Annotated in this window: 16 protein-coding genes; 1 reads left to right on the forward strand and 15 read right to left on the reverse strand. The window is 39.9% G+C overall.

All coding sequences use genetic code 11. The annotated features are described in order from the left end of the window. Nucleotides 1–57 precede the first annotated feature (57 nt). The 12 genes from BUE31_RS08075 to nuoH form a co-directional block, all read right to left on the reverse strand. Nucleotides 58–501: a hypothetical protein gene (locus BUE31_RS08075; protein ID WP_073402195.1), complete on the reverse strand. Its 444-nt coding sequence runs from the start codon at nt 499–501 to the stop codon at nt 58–60. A 210-nt stretch (nt 502–711) separates the two neighbouring features. Further along, a complete protein-coding gene (lat, locus tag BUE31_RS08080) occupies nt 712–2,043 on the reverse strand; it encodes an L-lysine 6-transaminase (RefSeq protein WP_073402198.1) in 1,332 nt (443 codons plus the stop codon). Between the two features lie 203 nt (nt 2,044–2,246). Continuing rightward, the gene (locus tag BUE31_RS08085; RefSeq protein WP_073403067.1) at nt 2,247–3,554 is read right to left on the reverse strand and encodes an ammonium transporter; all 1,308 of its coding nucleotides are present in this window, start codon (nt 3,552–3,554) and stop codon (nt 2,247–2,249) included. A gap of 499 nt (nt 3,555–4,053) precedes the next feature. Next, nucleotides 4,054–5,565 carry an NADH-quinone oxidoreductase subunit N gene (locus BUE31_RS08090; protein WP_073402201.1) on the reverse strand — a complete coding sequence of 504 codons (1,512 nt, stop codon included), beginning with the start codon at nt 5,563–5,565 and terminating at the stop codon, nt 4,054–4,056. Nucleotides 5,566–5,569: 4 nt separating this feature from the next. Next, nucleotides 5,570–7,168, reverse strand: coding sequence for a DUF4139 domain-containing protein (locus tag BUE31_RS08095; protein WP_073402204.1), 1,599 nt, complete (start codon nt 7,166–7,168; stop codon nt 5,570–5,572). Nucleotides 7,169–7,275: 107 nt separating this feature from the next. Next, nucleotides 7,276–8,880: a complex I subunit 4 family protein gene (locus BUE31_RS08100; RefSeq protein ID WP_073402208.1), complete on the reverse strand. Its 1,605-nt coding sequence runs from the start codon at nt 8,878–8,880 to the stop codon at nt 7,276–7,278. A 121-nt stretch (nt 8,881–9,001) separates the two neighbouring features. Next, on the reverse strand, nt 9,002–11,098 hold the full coding sequence (gene nuoL / locus BUE31_RS08105; RefSeq protein ID WP_073402210.1) for an NADH-quinone oxidoreductase subunit L: 2,097 nt from the start codon (nt 11,096–11,098) through the stop codon (nt 9,002–9,004). 1 nt (nt 11,099) lies between these two features. Next, nucleotides 11,100–11,651 (reverse strand): TonB-dependent receptor plug domain-containing protein, encoded by a 552-nt coding sequence (locus BUE31_RS08110; protein ID WP_073402213.1) that lies wholly within the window; start codon nt 11,649–11,651, stop codon nt 11,100–11,102. Nucleotides 11,652–11,653: 2 nt separating this feature from the next. After that, nucleotides 11,654–11,959: an NADH-quinone oxidoreductase subunit NuoK gene (nuoK, locus tag BUE31_RS08115; protein WP_073402216.1), complete on the reverse strand. Its 306-nt coding sequence runs from the start codon at nt 11,957–11,959 to the stop codon at nt 11,654–11,656. Further along, nucleotides 11,956–12,504, reverse strand: coding sequence for an NADH-quinone oxidoreductase subunit J family protein (locus tag BUE31_RS08120; RefSeq protein ID WP_073402218.1), 549 nt, complete (start codon nt 12,502–12,504; stop codon nt 11,956–11,958). Before BUE31_RS08120 ends, nuoK begins: the two co-directional genes overlap by 4 nt. Beyond that, entirely contained in the window at nt 12,501–13,085 is a 585-nt protein-coding gene (locus BUE31_RS08125; RefSeq protein WP_073403069.1) for a NuoI/complex I 23 kDa subunit family protein, read from the reverse strand. The genes BUE31_RS08120 and BUE31_RS08125 overlap by 4 nt, the downstream gene beginning before the upstream one ends. Before the next feature lie 102 nt (nt 13,086–13,187). Then, a complete protein-coding gene (gene nuoH / locus BUE31_RS08130; protein ID WP_200801891.1) occupies nt 13,188–14,258 on the reverse strand; it encodes an NADH-quinone oxidoreductase subunit NuoH in 1,071 nt (356 codons plus the stop codon). A gap of 342 nt (nt 14,259–14,600) precedes the next feature. Between nuoH and BUE31_RS08135 the strand changes: the two genes are divergently transcribed. After that, nucleotides 14,601–15,710, forward strand: a complete 1,110-nt coding sequence (locus tag BUE31_RS08135) for a hypothetical protein (RefSeq protein WP_073402221.1) — start codon at nt 14,601–14,603, stop codon at nt 15,708–15,710. Nucleotides 15,711–15,771: 61 nt separating this feature from the next. On the opposite strand, the gene murI is transcribed toward BUE31_RS08135, so the two are convergent. The 3 genes from murI to BUE31_RS08150 all read right to left on the reverse strand — a co-directional run bounded on the left by murI (nt 15,772) and on the right by BUE31_RS08150 (nt 17,762). Further along, complete coding sequence (gene murI, locus BUE31_RS08140) at nt 15,772–16,605, reverse strand: glutamate racemase (RefSeq protein WP_073402223.1); 834 nt, start codon at nt 16,603–16,605, stop codon at nt 15,772–15,774. 65 nt (nt 16,606–16,670) lie between these two features. Further along, on the reverse strand, nt 16,671–17,183 hold the full coding sequence (locus tag BUE31_RS08145; RefSeq protein ID WP_073402225.1) for an OmpH/Skp family outer membrane protein: 513 nt from the start codon (nt 17,181–17,183) through the stop codon (nt 16,671–16,673). 48 nt (nt 17,184–17,231) lie between these two features. After that, nucleotides 17,232–17,762 carry an OmpH/Skp family outer membrane protein gene (locus tag BUE31_RS08150; RefSeq protein WP_073402228.1) on the reverse strand — a complete coding sequence of 177 codons (531 nt, stop codon included), beginning with the start codon at nt 17,760–17,762 and terminating at the stop codon, nt 17,232–17,234. Between the last annotated feature and the right edge of the window lie 15 nt (nt 17,763–17,777).

Below are 17,777 nucleotides of genomic sequence, written 5' to 3' on the forward strand. Positions count from 1 at the left end.
ATAAAACATACAGCTTTCGGACTTTTCTTTTTTTCTTTCGGACTTTCGGACTCAAAGCTATGCTTTAACATACTCAAACCGGTTATTTTCTTCGCTTCTCTCTCTTCTTAGCTTGTGTTCGTTCGCAAGTTTTAAAAGGATCCCTGATAGTTCAGAAGTTTTAAAGTCTGAGTCAAAGTTTTCTTTGCAATAATCGGCTATGGATGATATGGAATGGCGTGTGCTAAAAAAATCCGTTGATAATAATTGATTTAAAACCTTGGTTGCTCCCGGCTTTTTAACTGCCCTTAAATGAGGGTAATTTTCTCCGTTCTCTCCCCTGGGCTTATAGTTTTTTTTACTAAAGATTTCAGTTGGCTCAGCCTCCGCCTTCTCAAACTCAATCATTACGTCTAATAAACGATCAACAATCCTTACTTGCACAGCCTCTGACTGGAATGAATTAACAACTTCGGAAATTTCCACAAGTTGTTTTTTTAGTTTTTCAATGTGTTTGCTCATGATAATATTAGCCTGTTACTTATTAACCGTGCATCTAAAAATTCACCGGGCATAATACTTTAAATATTGCCAATATTGGTAAAAAAATAGTAAATGTTAACCCGTTAATATTTAACTAACGTGAGTAATACATTTTATTGCAGTAATAAGTGGAAATATGGCTAATTTCCATTGAAAATGGGTTTCTGTATCAATTGTTTTACATTAAAGTTACAATTCAGAGCATATTTTTTCAAGTATTTCCAGGCCGGTATCAATATGTTTTTCTTCAATAATAAGTGCGGGCCTAAAACGAATACTTTGTTCACCACAACCCAGGAACATTACATTTTGTTCCATTCCCTTGCTAATGAACCCATCTCTCGTGGTTTTATCCGGAAAATCAAATGCGGTTAACAATCCTTTACCGCGCACATTACTTATAATTGGATACTTTTCGGCAATGCTTATCAAACTATTTTGCAAATAGTCGCCCATTTGAGCAGCATTTTCACAAAGGTTATCTTCAGCAATAATTTCCATGATTTTTGATGATCGTACCATATCCACCAAACTACCACCCCAGGTTGAATTTATGCGCGATGAAACATTAAATACATTAGTTTCAATTTCATCAACTTTTCTGCCTGCTAATATACCGCATACCTGCATCTTTTTACCAAAAGCCAATATATCCGGACGGGCATTCTCGCCGAAATGCTCATGGCACCAAAATTTTCCGGTAAGGCCCACGCCTGTTTGTACCTCGTCATATATCAGCATTGCTTCATTTTCATCAGCCAGTTGCCTTAGCTTTTCTAAAAACTCCTTACGTACATGATTATCGCCGCCTTCTGATTGAATAGGTTCAATAATTATCGCACATACATCATCCTTATTTTCTTCAAAAGCTTTTTTTATCTGGGCTATTGATAATTCTTCACGTCTTAGCAGATCCTCATGATTAGCATCACTATAAGGAAAATTAATTTTCGGAAATGAAACCCTTGGCCAGTCAAACCTGGCGAACCATTTTGTTTTAACCGGCTGTGTATTGGTAAGGCTTAGCGTATATCCCGACCGGCCATGAAAAGCATTTTCAAAATGGATCACTTTAAAGCCTATCTCTTTTGTGTAACCTTTGGCAAAGTTTTTCTGAACTTTCCAATCCATAGCAACTTTAAGCGCGTTCTCAATAGCCAGCGAGCCGCCTGCTATAAAAAAAGCATGCGGAAGGTATTCAGGGATCCCCACCCTATCAAATGTTTCAACAAACTCGGCGTATTGAGTGGTATATATATCAGAGTTTGACGGATTGGTTAATGCGGCCAGCATCAGATTTTTTTTAAACGCTTCATCGTTCACCATTTTAGGGTGATTATACCCTAAAGGTACCGATGCAAAGCAGGTAAAAAAGTCAAGCAGGGTACGATCATACTTAGCGTCGTAAATATAAACACCCTTACTTTTTTCCATATCAAAAGTCAGGTCGAAGCCATCGGCTAATACATGCTTCTGTAACGAAGCCTGTACATTTTGGGGAGAAACTAGCAGGTTGTACATACAATTGGGTTTGTACAAATTTACTAAAAACCGCTCAAAAACAAAAATTAAGCGGTTTTTGAACCGATATGCAAAAAAGTAACTTTAAACAATTTAAAGTTACTTTTTGTACCAAAGTTGATTTTGGTTTATAGAACTTTAATGCCGGCCAGCAAAAATATCATCCAATAAACTGCTTATTTTCTTCTGAAGATCGCAAATATTTATAATCTTTCGCCATGCTGACTGATGTCAAGGCCAATTTCCTCCTCCTCGGCAGATACACGTAAAGGCGAGATCATATCTGTAATTTTCAATAAAAGCAGTGAGCCAAAAAAAGCGAAGATTGAAACACCAACTAGAGCAATCACCTGCACAAAAAATAAATGCGTATGGCCAAAAAACAAACCGTCGCCTGTTGTATTTGCAGCGTTTACTTTTTGATTGGCAAATACACCCGTAAGCAGCATACCTACCATACCACCAACACCATGGCAGGGGAATACATCAAGTGTATCATCAATTTTTGTACGGGTGCGCCATTCAACTACAAGATTACTAACCACAGCCGATATAATACCTATAGCCAGTGAATGCGGAACGCTTACATACCCTGCTGCAGGCGTAATAGCCACCAGGCCAACCACAGCGCCTATACAAGTACCCATTGCCGATGGTTTTTTTCCCCGCAGCATATCAAAAAAGATCCAGGTTAAGCCACCCGCTGCCGATGCCGTTGTACTGGTAGCTAATGCAATAACCGCTAAATGATTTGCGCCAAAAGCCGAACCTGCGTTAAAACCAAACCAGCCAAACCAAAGCAAACCCGTCCCAATCATTACATAAGTTATCCTTGCCGGCGAATGATTAGCCTCGTTCCTTCGTTTTAAATACAAGGCTGAAGCTAAGGCAGCCCATCCGGCCGACATGTGCACTACCGTGCCACCGGCAAAGTCAAGCACACCTAATTTGCTAAGAATTCCGTCAGGATGCCAGGTTATATGCGCCAGCGGCGAGAATATAAAGATGGTGAACAGCACCAGGAATATAATATATGAATTAAAGCGGATCCGTTCGGCAAACGCCCCGGTAATAAGTGCAGGAGTAATAATAGCAAACTTAAGCTGGTACATGGCAAACAGCAATAAGGGTATAGTTGGCGCAGATTTCCAGGTTGCATTACCAAGCATACCCTTCATCATAAAAAATGTGGACGGGTTACCTATAATCCCGCCTATGCTATCGCCAAATGCAAGGCTAAAACCAAATATGCCCCACATTACCGTTATAATAACCATGCATACTATGCTTTGCAGCATGGTAGAGATCACATTTTTTTTATTAACCATTCCACCGTAAAAGAAAGCTAATCCGGGTGTCATGATCAGAACCAATGCGGTCGACATCAGCATCCAGGCAATATCGCCTGTATTAAAATGCGGATCGGGTCCCTTTTTAAATTCTACAGAGGGAAAAATAAAGGTTAAAACTAAAACGAATAGAATAAGTGCGAATGGAAAATATCTTTTCATGCAATTTTTAAAAATCAATAAAAATAATAAGCCGGAGGCAGGTTTATATGGATGTAAAAATGATAAAAAAATCAAATAAGTAATGAAATACTGTAAAATTTACCAAAATTTAATATTTATTGATAAATTATTGTAAAAGTCATACATCAGCATAAAAAAAGCCTTTAATTAATAACAGATTTATAATTAAAAACAAGAAAAACGTAATAGTTTGATTTATGAAAATGGCAAACCAATCTGTTTTATAAAAACTCTCCATCGTTTTAAACAAAATTGAAAAGCTTCAAAAAGAGAAAGCCTGGTTATTGGTAAACCAGGCTTGTCATAATATAGGTCTAGAAAGGCTAGAAAAGGGTTGTATGCGATTAGTTAAAACAGTATTAAATTTCCATATTGCTTTTAGGCCTCAATGAAAAAGTTGCTGAAATTAGGATATTAATTGATTAAAAACAAATAAAAAACATACTATTTATCTGAAAACAATATGAAAAGACACTTTTTAAATAATTTTAAATAGTAAATCGGGCCATATCCCCAACAAAACAACTAAAAAAGATATGATTACGCACAGAATGACAATATTTTGAGATTTAACAAGTGTATTTTTAATAATTTCCGTCCTTTTCAGGAATAAATTAAGAGGGATCTTTATATAGTAAAACAGCGATACTACCGTTACTAAGGCCCCTGTTATCATTAAAACCAGCAGCCAAATATTATGATCATGCTGGTAAACTCCATATACTGCCGAAAACACCAATACCTTACCTGTAAACCCGGCGCTAACCGGCAACCCTGTTAATGATATAAGCACTATTATAAAACATATAGAGGCAGCCGGGTATTTATGGCCAAGCCCTTTATAGCTCTCCAGATCGTCAGCATCCAGGGCATTTGCAAAATAGGTTGCCAGGGCTAATGCGCCTATGTTTGCCAGCCCATACACCGCAAGGTAATAGGTTAAAGCAGAAATACCTGCAGAAGTATAAGTTACCACAGCCATCAGCGCGAACCCGGTGTGCCCAATGCTTGAATAGGCCAGCATTCTTTTAACATTGCGCTGGAGTACGGCCGCAAAGTTTCCGGCTATCATGGTAATAATGCCCGCAATGCTCAAGATGAGCCTGAAATCAAAAGCGTTCCACTTTGTGTAAAAGATAAATGGCCTTAAAAAGTTAATGAGCAGCGCAAAGGCGGCTATTTTTGGTAAGGTGGAGAGCCATGCCGTTACCGGGGTTGATGCCCCTTCGTATACATCCGGCACCCAAAAATGGACAGGTACAAATGATAATTTAAACCCTATCCCTATCAATACCAATACTAAGGCAAATGAAACTGCCAGCGGATTAGCCTGCACCAGCCCGGGAAGCAGGTTACCGGTAAATAAATTAAGAGAGCCGCTTAAACCATACAGCAGCGAGATGCCGTATAACATTATGGCTGATGATGCAGCCCCAAACAATACATATTTCAGTCCTGCCTCAGTGCTGAAAGCATTCTCAGAGCGGTAAGCCACCATAAGGTACGATGCGATAGATACCATCTCAATAGCCAGGTAAATAGATAGCAGGTTTACCGCCATAGCCATAAGGTGCAAACCTAATACCGAACCTATAACTATAGAGTACAGATCAGAAAGGCCTTTGCGATGGGCCTTTAAGCGATTATCCCACTCAAAATAAAGCAACAGGGTAAATGCAAGCGCATCAATAATAAATTTAAAGTTGATGGCTATGCGGTTAAGCAGCAGCATTTCATCAAACAAAAACATCCCATTTACACGCCCGCTCATAAACAATAGCTGTATTTGCTGGTAATCCTTATGGAGCACCAGCAAAATTCCGGCACAGGCAATTATCCTGCACAATTTTTCAGAGTTGCGGCCAAACAACAGGTCTGTTACCAATACCAGTATAAACAATACCGTTAAATAAATTTCGGGCAAAAAATAAGCAATGCTGTCTAAAACATTGGAAATGGAACCTGGTATAAATGGGATCAGATCGTGCATTATATTATTGAACTATTACTGACTGGCTTTTTGGATATTTAACCATGTATCTTAATTGTGTCTTTGTATCTTCCTGCGAATTTAGCAGGAAATTCCATGAAACCTTACCTGTAAGCACATCTGGCTTAACCCCGCCTGATTCCTGTACCTCAACCTCAATTGCTGAATTTTGCGATACCGGCACCTGGTCTTCAACCAGCAGGTTTACTTTTTGGTTTTTACGGTTCTTCACCTCTATCAGCCAGCTTTTGGTTTCCTTTTTATTTGAGCCGAAGGTTTGCTTTTCGGTAAGATTTTTTTGAAGGGTACGTTTTATCAATATGCCCTTATCGTTCCCTAATGATAAATTCAACGTATCACTTAATGCCCGTGTATCTATACGCGATTTACCGATATAAGTACCTTCAAAAAACAAGTTCGCATCGCCCGATAAAAAATTATACTTATTTAAATCTGTAACCTGTGCGGTTAAAAACACATCGGTGCTTATTTTAGGTGCCACATAATACTGGTAAGTAGCATTTATATTTACCTGGTTTATTTCAACCTGGCATGGTTTCCCATCATTTGTTACCGAGTATGGGTTATCAATATTAAATTCAACGCTGTTTTGCGCCTCTACCACGTTAACTGCTACCGGAACAGTAATTGCAACTTCAGCTAATTGTTTATCTCTGGCGACGCTATATCCCTCTGTTACCATTCCATCAGCACGACCTTCTAATGCCTTGTTAACATTATAAATATTAAGGTAATAAGGATTCAGTTCCGGTTTTATGCTATTGCCTGTCGGGCTCCCGGTTGATAGCGTTAGCTTTACATTTTTCCAATCCTCGCCGCTTCTCTGCAATACGTTTGCTTTGTAAACGATAGTTAGCGGGCTATTCACATTTTTTGCCCTGATATCATAGCTTGGATACCAGCTTGCATTCTCTGTAACGTAGCTTACTGCAAATATTGATTGCAATGCAGCCTTTGATGAAACGGTTACGATGATATTACTTGTAGCTGTATTTTGAGAATTATTTACCTCCGCTATCTGGCTCTCGTATTTTTGCAGATCGATGTTTAATCCGTTAACCTGGTTATTGGCGGCCTGTTCCTTTTGTTTCAAAGCGGTAAGTCGTTCGGTTTGAAAATCAAGTGCCTGCTTCAGTTTTAAAACATCAAGTGTAGTGTTCTCAGTTCTTACAAATTGATTTTTGGCGATAACATTTTCCTCTGCCTGGTAAATAGAAAGCATATTGTTTTGCATATCTATCTTGTCACGGATCAGCTTCGCCTGGGTATGTAGTTCCTGCAATTGCCTGGTTTTAACATCGCCATTACTCAAGTAGTTCATCTCGTGCTTAACAGAAAGTATGGTAAATTCTCCGTTGGCATGCACCTGGATGCTCTGCGGATCGATATTCGGAGAAATATTGTCAAATACCAGGTCTGTTGTTCCTGCGCTTACATTTACCATTGCCGTACGTGTTACCTGTGCACCTTTTAAAAACACCACAACTTTTTGAACTTTTGATGTTACCTTTTGTCCTTCATCGGCTTTTGCTGCTATCGCGATAAAAACTACAACCGCAGCTAATAATAACTTTTTAAACATGATCTGTTAGGTTAAATAAATACTTCCTGTTAATTCTCCCTTTTAATTGGGCTTTGTATTTACAGGATGCATGTGCTTGTGTTTTTCCATAAGGAAAACACAGCTATTTATTTTAACCGTAAGAATTGTATAAAGGTAACTACCGAATCGTTGATCTTATCGAACACCAGCGAAGGCATTAATCCCAAAACTAATACCAAAAGCGCCAGTGGCAACAATGTTATTTTTTCGCGAAAGTTAAGGTCGGTCAAAGCGGTTTTCCATACCGAGCCGCCTTTTAAATTTACCGGACCGAAGAACATCCGCTGTAAGGTCCATAAAAAATACGCGGCGCCTAATAGGATCCCAAACGCTCCGCAAACAGCCATCCAGTAAGGTAATACCCCATTTACCGATGCTGATTTAAATGCCCCGGTAAGCGAGAACGCTTCACCTATAAATGCCGAGAAGCCCGGTAGACCCAATGAGGCAAAAAAGGCAACCACTACAAAGGCAGTATATTTTGGCATAATAGTGGCAAGTCCGCGGAAATGGGTAATCCCCCTGTCATGCACCCTGTTATAAACAACACCCGCTAAAAAGAACAGCATGGTTGATAAAAATCCGTGACTAACCATCTGCATTACCGCACCGCTTAATCCCTCGGTTGTTAACGAAGCTATCCCCAGCAAAACAAAACCCATGTGCGATACGGACGAATAAGCGATCAGTCTTTTCAAATCCTGCTGGGCCAGTGCATTTAGTGCACCGTATATAATAGAGATTACGCCAAGCAAACCAAGCCAGTAGGCATCGGCATGAGCAATCTCAGGGAAAATACCTACACAGATCCTGATGATGCCATATCCGCCTACTTTAAGCAGGATCCCCGCCAGGATGATGGATACCGGTGTAGGCGCTTCAACATGCGCATCGGGCAGCCAGGTATGCAAAGGCACTACCGGCACTTTTATGGCAAAGGCAATAAATAATATTACAAAACCTATAGTACGGGCCGGCATACCAAAAATAGTTTGATGGCTTAAAACCGAGAATACGGAGTCAGGTTGATAATTTGCCGGGTTCATCATCTGGATGATATTGAAGGTATGATTGCCTGTTGCCGGGTCTGTAACCGACAAATAAAGCCCTATCATAACCAACAGCATAAATACCGAACCGAACAAAGTGTACAGGAAGAATTTTATAGCGGCATACTCGCGCCTGGCACCGCCCCACATCCCGATCAGGAAATATAGCGGCAACAGCATCAGTTCGTAAAAAATATAGAACAGGAAGAAATCCAGTGAGCAGAACACACCTATTACGGCCATGTCCAATATCAGGAAGAGCACAAAAAAACCTTTTAAATTACTTTTTATCTCCCACGAGGCCAAGGCGGCAATAACCAGCACAAAGGAGGTCATTACCAACAAGGTTATTGAAAGCCCATCTATCCCTACAAAATAATCTATCTGCATTTTACCCAGGGCGCCCAGGTCAAGGTTGATCCATGGTAACTTTTGTAAAAACTGGAACTGACTCTCATGGTTGATCCCTGCAAAGGATACACCTGTTTTAAAGTTGTAATAGATCCAGATACTCATCCCCAACTGTATAAGAGTAGCCAATAAGGTTACAAACTTAAAACTGCTCCGCCATGCCGAAGGCAGCAGCGCAATTATAAGCGCAAACAGGATAGGTGTAAATATGAGGAGGGTTAGGATGTTCATGAGATAGAAGAATTAAGAGCCAGGAAACAAGAATCAAGAAAAAAGACAGAAACCTTAAAACCAGCGATAATTGTACAAATCACTAACCTTTCGCCTTTCACCTTTAACCCTTCACCTATACTCATATCAATGTTTTTAAAAGGAATATAACCAAAATAACAACCAGCATGCTGTATAAATAATACTGCACCTTACCGCCCTGGAACCTGCGTGCAAAGTTACCAATGGCCTTAACTATATCTGTTACCAAATATAAAAAGCCGTCTATAATATATTGATCTGTCCAGGCTGCAAGTTTTGCCAACGCCATGCCCGCATAGGCAATTGAATGAATAAAGGTATCAATAACCCTTCTGTCAAACCGGAAAACGCCACGACACAGGGCCATTAGAGGTTTAATTATGTACTTATTGTAGAATCTGTCAAAATACCATTCGTTAAATGATAAGCGCCATAATGCCCCGGCTGGTGAAAATGGATTTAGTTTTTTCCCGGCATAAATTACATAAGCGCCATAAATAACCAGCACGCTCAAAATATTTACACCAACAGGCACAACAATATGAAATACACGCTCTGTTGCGGGGCTGCTGCCAGTCGAAAAAGCCTTAAACAGCCATGAATGCTCATAAGCAACTGGATTTAATGCAAAAAACGGGAACAAGCTGCCGGCAGCAAGTATTACCAGCGGCACACTATACTGCCACCCGCCATCGGTGATATGCAGTTTGGCAGACGGGTAAGTCTTCAGCAACCTCAGATCGCCAAAAAACACTTTTACAATTAACCGGGTTACATAAAAAGCGGTGAGCCAGGTGGTAAGCAACGCAAATACAGGGATAAGCATATAAACAAAGCTTTTACCCTCCGACCATTGAAATGCCTGGATCAGTATCCCATCTTTTGATAAATAGCCCGACGTAAACGGCAAGCCGATAAGCGCCAGTCCGCCAATTAGGGCAGTAATAAAGGTAAGCGGCATTTTTTTGCGCAAGCCGCCCATGTTTAGAATGCTTTGCGGGTCGATGTTCAGCTTATTATCATCCCTGACATGTGCCATTTGATGGATCACTATCCCGGCCACCAAAAACAACAGGCATTTAAAAAAAGCATGTGTAACCAAATGGAATAATGATGACGAGTAAGCGCCAATGCCCATAGCCATTATCATATAGCCCAGCTGCGATATGGTTGAGTATGCCAGGATCCGTTTAAGGTCGTTTTGCGTAAGCGCGATAGTTGCCGCCATAAAAGCGGTAAAGCAGCCAATAATTGCCAGTATAGTTAATTCCGTATTGTTAAACATGGGATAAACCCTGCCAAGCAAAAACACACCTGCAGCCACCATAGTAGCCGCATGGATCAATGCTGATACCGAAGTTGGGCCTTCCATAGCATCAGGTAGCCAGGTATGTAACGGAAACTGTGCCGACTTAGCTGCCACTGCCAAAAAGATCCCGCCAAAAGCAACATACTGCCATATGGCATCCAAATGGTATGATACGCCTGGAATTGTAAAATAACCTGTAAGCGGTGTAAACCATTCGCCTTTGTTAAAAAACGAGATCGATTTTATAATAGAGTTTGGCCCGAAAAGTATGTTAATATCAAACGTATGAAACGTGGCATAAATGATCAGGATAGCCGTAAGCAATCCTATATCCCCTATCCTGTTCATGATAAACGCTTTTTTATTGGCCTGCACCGCTTTATCCCTTGTAAACCAGAACCCGATAAGCAGGTATGATGAAAAGCCCACCAGTTCCCAAAAAATATAAAATAAAACCAGGTTATCGGCCACTGCCAAAGCCAGCATACTGAAACAAAACAGGCTTAAAAAAGCAAAGTAACGGTTATAACCCTTATCGTTATTCATATAAGCTGTTGAGTAAATATGAACCGGCAAGGCTATCAAATTAACCAGCAACAGCATCAACACCGAAAGGTTATTCAGTAAAACACCTGCATACACTTTAGTATCCCCAATGGTAAACCAGGTTACAAGCTGATGAACCTGGTGACTGTTCCAAACCCTTGAAAATACAAACACCGATAAAACAGTGCTTGCTAATATTGCCCCTGTAGAGATCCACCCGGTTATTTTATTGTTTTTACCGGGGATAGCAAGGTTAATTATAAAGGCAAGCAGGGGCAGCAACACCGCTGCAAGGGTGAATTTTATGGTGAGGGTATCTATGGCTTGTAAAAAGTTATCCAATTTATTGTTTTATTGCCGTTATAATTAGTGCTGATTTAACCAGTTCTGGATTTTTATTTTTGTCTAAAAAAGTCACACTTATAATATCTTCTGAAGAGACCTCATGTAATTTTTCTATAATTTCATCAGGCGTTCCTGCAAGCGGGAACCCATTCAGGATATAATTAAAGTCACCATCTTTGTTTTCGTGAGTTCTTAAATAATCCGAGTAGCTCTTTGAAAAAGCGACAAACTTTTTGTGGCATTTGTTAATAACAAACTGCCTGGTGGTTATCACAATAACACCGTTTGCTCCCCGCGAGCCATATATACTTTTTGCCTGGGGCCCTTTTAATACATCAATTTTCACAATATCAAGTGGATCAATTTCTTTAACATGATCTTTAAAAATGACTCCATCAATTACATATAATGGTTTAGATGTATTTTTTGATGGAGCATCAAGAAATATCATGTGTTTGGAAGTGTCTTTACGAGCTGTATCAGCACTTTGCGCCACAGCACTATATGACAAAAACAATAAAGCAATAAAACAATATAAGTTTCTCATCATATTTAATCTCCCAATTTATCAATCTTACCCGGATCAATTGTTTTATACTGCTTGTACACATTTAAAATAATGGCCAGCGCTACGGCAGTTGTCGCGGCTGCAAGCACTATGGCAAACAGGGCAAACATTTGTCCACCGTTATTAAAGCGGTCGTACTTGCCAAAGGCTACCAGGTTTAATATGGCAGCGTTCAACATCAGTTCAATGCCTATCAAAATCTGGATAGCGTTTTGCTTGGATACTATCATATACAGGCCTACGCAAAACAGCACCGCGCTTACTACCAAAAAATCGGTTAATGAGATCATGCCCCCCGCCCCTTTCTTGATAAATGTGCTGCGCCTATTAAGGCTATCATCAGTAAAACAGAGATGGCTTCAAAGGGCAGCAAATATTTTGTCATCAGGTTTATGCCGATGTTTTCTGTCATTGATGAATCGGGAAGGATCATATTTTTGGTAATCACCGATTTCTTCACCCAATCCAAATTATTAGCATCAATTTTAAAGATCATATTCAGCAAAACGATCAAAAACAAACCGGCCAGCAACATTGCCGGTAATTTATTTATGCTGATGAATTTATTGCTTTGCGTGCCTATTACATTCAAAGTTTCTTTGCCAGAGAGCATAAAAGCAAACAGGATAAGTACCAGGATGCCGCCTACATAAATCACTATCTGTGTTATGGCTACAAAATCTGCCAGTGCCAGCACATACAAGCCTGCCAATGCAAATAGTGTTATAAAAAACATAAAAATAGATCGTACCAGGTTTTTAGTAGCTGCCACAAACAAGGTCGAGGCAACTGCAATAAACGCCATCATATAAAATAATACCTGTGCTAAGCTCATGCGCCGCCCTCCTTTTTCTGCATAGCGGCTAATTTTGCCGCCTGCCTTTCGGCCTGCTGTACGTCAAATTCCTTTCTCTTTTCCGCAGCCATTTCCGGCGACATATCCGAAAACTGGTAAGTGAGATCGCTTAGCTGAAAAACCGTTTTATCATATTGGTTGGTCATTACAATACATTCGGTAGGGCAAACAATGGTACAAAGGCCGCAGTACATGCACTTGGCCATATCAATATCAAATTTGGCGGCATACAACCGTTTTGTTGTACCGTCAGACGTTTGGCCGATAGCCTCAGTTGCTTTGATTGATTCTATATCAATACAATTAACCGGGCAAACCTTGGCACAAAGGTCGCATACAATACAATCATCCATTTCCACATCAAGCTGGTAACGCCCAACCTCCGGAATAGGCAGCTTTTGATGCGGGTATTGTATGGTATTGGTACCCTCCAGCTGCTTAAAATAATTATTATCACTCGCAGGCAGCAGCTCCCTCTTTTTATGAGAAGCAAAAAGGTGCCTGAAGGTGATGGATAATCCCTTTAGTGTTGTTGAAATACCTTTTATTATGTTAGTCATTATGTCATTGGTCATTGGTCATTAGTGGTTGGTCTTTAATGATTGGTAAAGTATGCATTCATTTCTGCGATCTTCCAATGACTAATGACCAATGCCTAATGACTACATTAAAAAAAGCCTCCACACGCCCGATATCAGCATACAGGCAAAAGCAAGTGGTGTTAATACCTTCCAGCACAGGGCCATCAGCTGATCAACCCTGAAACGGGGCAGCGTCCACCTGATCCACATTTGTATGCCTACTAAAGTTAACGTTTTAATAATTATCCATAATATCCCCCATCCAGCGTTGGTAGTCCAGGTAGCCAGGTGTACAGGGCCGATGTTTGGCAGCGGTGTGTTCCAGGCGCCTAAAAATAATATTACGCCAACCATCGAAACCAAAAACATCATGGAGTATTCAGCCAAAAAAACCAGGGCAAACCTTAAACCGGTGTACTCGGTATGGAAGCCTGCAACCAGCTCAGATTCTGCTTCGGGGATATCAAACGGCGCCCGGTTGCTTTCGGCAAGCGAGGCTATAAAATAAATTACAAAAGCGATGATCAGATGGGGCGCGCGGAAAATGTTCCAGGCAAAAAAGCCGCCTGTTGAAGTAACATCCCAAAAGCCAGAGAATTTTATGGTTTCGGTTGAGAGGATGCCTTGTTGTGATGAAATGGTTTGTAAGTTCAGCGTTTGCGCTATCATCACCACAGATATAATAGCAAAGCCGGCAGGGATCTCGTATGAAATGATCTGCGCAGCCGAACGCATTGCGCCCAATATGGAATATTTATTATTTGATCCCCACCCGGCCATTAAAATGCCAAGGGTTTCAATAGATATAATTGCGAAAACATAATACAAGCCTAAATTCAGCTTAGCCGGAACCAAACCCGGTCCCCATGGCAATGCCGCAAAACCCAGGTAAACGGCAATAAAAATAATGGCAGGCGCTAAAATAAAAAGCAGTTTATCAGCCGCAGCCGGGGTTATCAGCTCTTTTTGAAGCATTTTCAGGATATCTGCAAAGGTTTGCAACGAGCCGTATTTGCCTGTTTCTGTCGGACCAAGCCTGTCCTGGATAAAGGCCGAGACCTTGCGTTCGGCATAAACACCAAACAACGCAAACAAAGCCGAAAAACCAAACAGTCCTATCGCAATAATAAAATATGTGATATAAAAATTCAACCTTTTTGCTTTAGCTGCAAACTTAGTAAATTTTAGTTGATTGAGTTGGATTCAGTTGAATAGTTGATTAAGTTGGTAGAGTTAGTTGATAATTAATGAAAAGGCTTGTATCAAAGGCTTAAATCTAAAGCACACTCAAAATAATATTATATAGTCTCTGTGGCCTTCGCGCCTCCTCTGCGAACTCTGCGGTTCATTTTCTACTACGGAGTGCGCAAAGAAAGCACAGAGAAACCCGGAGTTCCTCTATTCAATATTAAATTTTGTTTAGCAGTTATTATTTTACTTTTTATCCTGATAGTGCGAATTACACAAAACAGGTTAATTTTATCTCTTTATAAAATGACCAGGATAAAACCACACTTTCAAAATGAAGCAATAAATGCCCTGCTATTTAAAATAGTCTGTATATTTTGGCTGATTGTTAAATTAATGGGCTGGAGAATGTGGACGGCCTACAGGCTGTTCCCAACTGCCCCGGTTTTTGAAGGCCTTGATCAGATCCCTGCCGTAATACATACCATTTTATTGGTGCTCTCACTTTTATGTATCACGATGCTTTTGTTTTTCGATAAAAATAAATTTCTTATAGTTGGTTTATTGATGATCGAGATCTTTTCATGCCTGCTTGATCAAAACAGGTGGCAGCCGTATGAGTATCAATGCCTGTTTATCATTTTCATTTTCATGATAAATACAAATAAACCAAAGCTTGTTATTACTTCTTTCATATTTATTTTAATATCAACTTACTTATACAGCGGTTTAGGAAAGTTAAACAACGGTTTCTTGCACACCGTATGGGTGCAGATCATCCTTAAATCGTTTCTAAAGGTTCCGTCAAACATTACCGGGCAGCATTATATATATTATGCCGGCTATTTGTTAGGCTTGTTTGAATTAATTGCCGGTACAGGCTTACTGTTTTCAAAAACTAAAAAAATAGCCGCGATAGCTTTAATTATAATGCACCTGTTTATCCTTTTACTATTAGGTCCGTTAGGCTTAAACTACAATAATATTGTGTGGCCATGGAATATGGTTATGATATTGTATCTATATCTCATCTTTATAAAGAAACAAGAAAGGGTAATTACCTTTAAGGATGTTTTTCAAGGCTGGAATAAACTGGTGTTGGTTGTTTGGGGCATTTTACCCGCTCTTCACTTTATTGGCTACTGGGATGGTTTTTTATCATCAAGCATGTATTCGGGCAAAGCGCCTAAAATGATAATTTGTATTACTGACACCAACAAGTGCAAACAGCTGGGTACATTTTACGGAAAGAGGAGCTACAAAATTTGCAATGGGCAGGCATACATTGAATTGCAGAATTGGGCCATAACTGAAACAGATGCCATACCAAATCCTGAAATAAGGATTTATAAAATAATTCAGAAAAAACTGGAGAAAAAATATCCTGCTGCCGGTTTAAATTATTTTTACTACTAAAGTTTCCGATTATTCTCCAAAACAGCTCAATCAACTTAATCTAACCTAATCAACCCAGCAATTAACACTTTATCTCCGCATATCCCGACTTTACGGGTGAGGAAAAGAAAAGTTCTGCATAATGATCAAAGTCTTCGGTATCATCCGTAGTGGTAAAAAATCGCTGTGTTTTATTTCTGCTGATACTTTGCTCCATTTCAGGGTGGCGCTGCAGGTAATCTACCAGGCTGTGGGCAACAATATCTCCCTGTGAAACTATCTGTATGTTTCCAGGTAAGTATTCTTTTATTTTTTTCTCAATTAACGGATAGTGAGTGCAACCCAGCAAAAGGGTATCAATATTTGCCGACTGTGCCAAAATTTGGTCAAGGTATTGTTTTACAAAATAATCGGCTCCGGGCTTATCATATTCGCCATTCTCAATTAACGGCACCCAAAGCGGGCAAGCCTGCTGGTGTACTTTTATATCCGGGAAAAAATTCCCTATCTCCATCCGGTACGACCCCGACTGTACTGTTCCTTTTGTGCCCAGTACGCCTATTTCTTTTGTTTGAGTGTAATTACCTATTACTTCGGCAGTAGGCCTTATAACGCCTAATACCCGCCTCGCAGGGTCTTCGTTTTTAAGGTCTATTTGTTGTATGTTTCGCAGCGCCTTAGCCGATGCCGTATTACAAGCCAGTATAACCAGCGGGCAGCCTTGTTTAAAAAGCCATTGCACACACTCCCAGGTATACTGGTGGATGGTTTGAAAAGAGCGGTTACCATAAGGCGCCCGTGCAGTATCGCCTATATAAATATAATCATACTCCGGCAGTTGCTTAAATATGGAACGGAAAACGGTAAGGCCGCCATAGCCTGAGTCAAAGATCCCTATCGGTTTATTATTTACCATTCGCACAAAAATAAAAAAAGCGCCCCGTATATTGGAGCGCTTTGTAAATGTTTACTAATTACTTACTATTTTAAACCTAATTTAAGCTTTACAGCAGCCATAAGGTCATCTCCCGGAGGGGAAACTATTAGTTGTGTTTGAGCTGTATTAATTACATAATTATAGCCTTTTTCTTTAGCAACAGCTTCAATCGCACCAGTTGCTTTGTCGCTTAATGGTTTGTAAAGTTCGCTGCCTTTGTTTTCAACCTGCTGTTGTGCGCTGGTTTGTAAATCCTGCATGCGTTTTTGAATATCCTGCAATTCAGCTTGTTTTGTTGTTCTAACAGCGTCAGTCATGGTTGCTTGTGTGGCCTGGAATTCTTTGCCTTTATTTTGAAGCTCTGTATTCATAGCGGATAATTGGTCCACAAACTGTTTTTGATAAGTATCAAGCTGTACTTTAACAGTTTTAAATTCAGGCATTTGCTGTACAAGTCCGTCGAAATTAATGTAGCCAATTTTTGCTTGTGCTTTGGCAAAGTTGCCTACCGTTAAAAAGCATACCGCCACTAAAGCAACTTTAAGTAGTTTTTTCATTTTTTTTTGTTCTGTGTTTAAATTTAATGGGATTAATATATTGAGAATTTATTTTGCGGGTGATCCGGACTTTAAGCCAAGTTTTGTTAAAACGTCTGCGCTTTTATCATAACGCGGATTGGCATATAACATAATTACTTCGCTGTTTTTGTCGAATATCATATCAAGATTATCATTTTCGGCAACTGCCTGTATGGCTTTAGCCATTTTATCCTGCACTGGTTTTATTATTGAATTACTTTTTTGCGCAAGGTCGCCATCCGGTCCAAATTTTTGACGCTGAAAATCTTTTGCTGTTTTTTCTTTATCTGCTATCTCCGCCTCACGTCTCTTTTTCATATCAGCAGTCATCAAAATCTGGTCTGCCTGGTAGGCTTTATATAAGCGGTCAATTTCCTGGAAACGCGCATCTACTTCCTTTTGCCATTGCACTGACAACGCCTCTATCTGTTTTTGAGCAGATGCATACTCAGGCATATGCTTTAATATATATTCCGAATCTACATAAGCAAACCGCTGCGCAAACGCACCGGTGAGTGTTATGAACGTAAAAAATAGTATTAAAATTGCCCTCTTCATTACAATTGCTTTGCA

It is taken from the genome of Mucilaginibacter sp. OK098, assembly GCF_900142915.1.
Classification (GTDB): Bacteria; Bacteroidota; Bacteroidia; order Sphingobacteriales; family Sphingobacteriaceae; genus Mucilaginibacter.

Bases quoted from the DNA above. Each gene is read 5' to 3' on its own strand.
- murI (WP_073402223.1), bottom strand. From the start codon at position 16,605: ATGGTAAATAATAAACCGATAGGGATCTTTGACTCAGGCTATGGCGGC.
- BUE31_RS08090 (WP_073402201.1), bottom strand. From the start codon at position 5,565: ATGCACGATCTGATCCCATTTATACCAGGTTCCATTTCCAATGTTTTA.
- BUE31_RS08120 (WP_073402218.1), bottom strand. From the start codon at position 12,504: ATGAGCTTAGCACAGGTATTATTTTATATGATGGCGTTTATTGCAGTT.
- BUE31_RS08125 (WP_073403069.1), bottom strand. From the start codon at position 13,085: ATGACTAACATAATAAAAGGTATTTCAACAACACTAAAGGGATTATCC.
- BUE31_RS08135 (WP_073402221.1), top strand. From the start codon at position 14,601: ATGACCAGGATAAAACCACACTTTCAAAATGAAGCAATAAATGCCCTG.
- BUE31_RS08095 (WP_073402204.1), bottom strand. From the start codon at position 7,168: ATGTTTAAAAAGTTATTATTAGCTGCGGTTGTAGTTTTTATCGCGATA.
- nuoK (WP_073402216.1), bottom strand. From the start codon at position 11,959: ATGATCTCATTAACCGATTTTTTGGTAGTAAGCGCGGTGCTGTTTTGC.
- BUE31_RS08110 (WP_073402213.1), bottom strand. From the start codon at position 11,651: ATGATGAGAAACTTATATTGTTTTATTGCTTTATTGTTTTTGTCATAT.
- lat (WP_073402198.1), bottom strand. From the start codon at position 2,043: ATGTACAACCTGCTAGTTTCTCCCCAAAATGTACAGGCTTCGTTACAG.
- BUE31_RS08145 (WP_073402225.1), bottom strand. From the start codon at position 17,183: ATGAAAAAACTACTTAAAGTTGCTTTAGTGGCGGTATGCTTTTTAACG.
- BUE31_RS08075 (WP_073402195.1), bottom strand. From the start codon at position 501: ATGAGCAAACACATTGAAAAACTAAAAAAACAACTTGTGGAAATTTCC.
- BUE31_RS08100 (WP_073402208.1), bottom strand. From the start codon at position 8,880: ATGAACATCCTAACCCTCCTCATATTTACACCTATCCTGTTTGCGCTT.
- BUE31_RS08150 (WP_073402228.1), bottom strand. From the start codon at position 17,762: ATGAAGAGGGCAATTTTAATACTATTTTTTACGTTCATAACACTCACC.
- BUE31_RS08085 (WP_073403067.1), bottom strand. From the start codon at position 3,554: ATGAAAAGATATTTTCCATTCGCACTTATTCTATTCGTTTTAGTTTTA.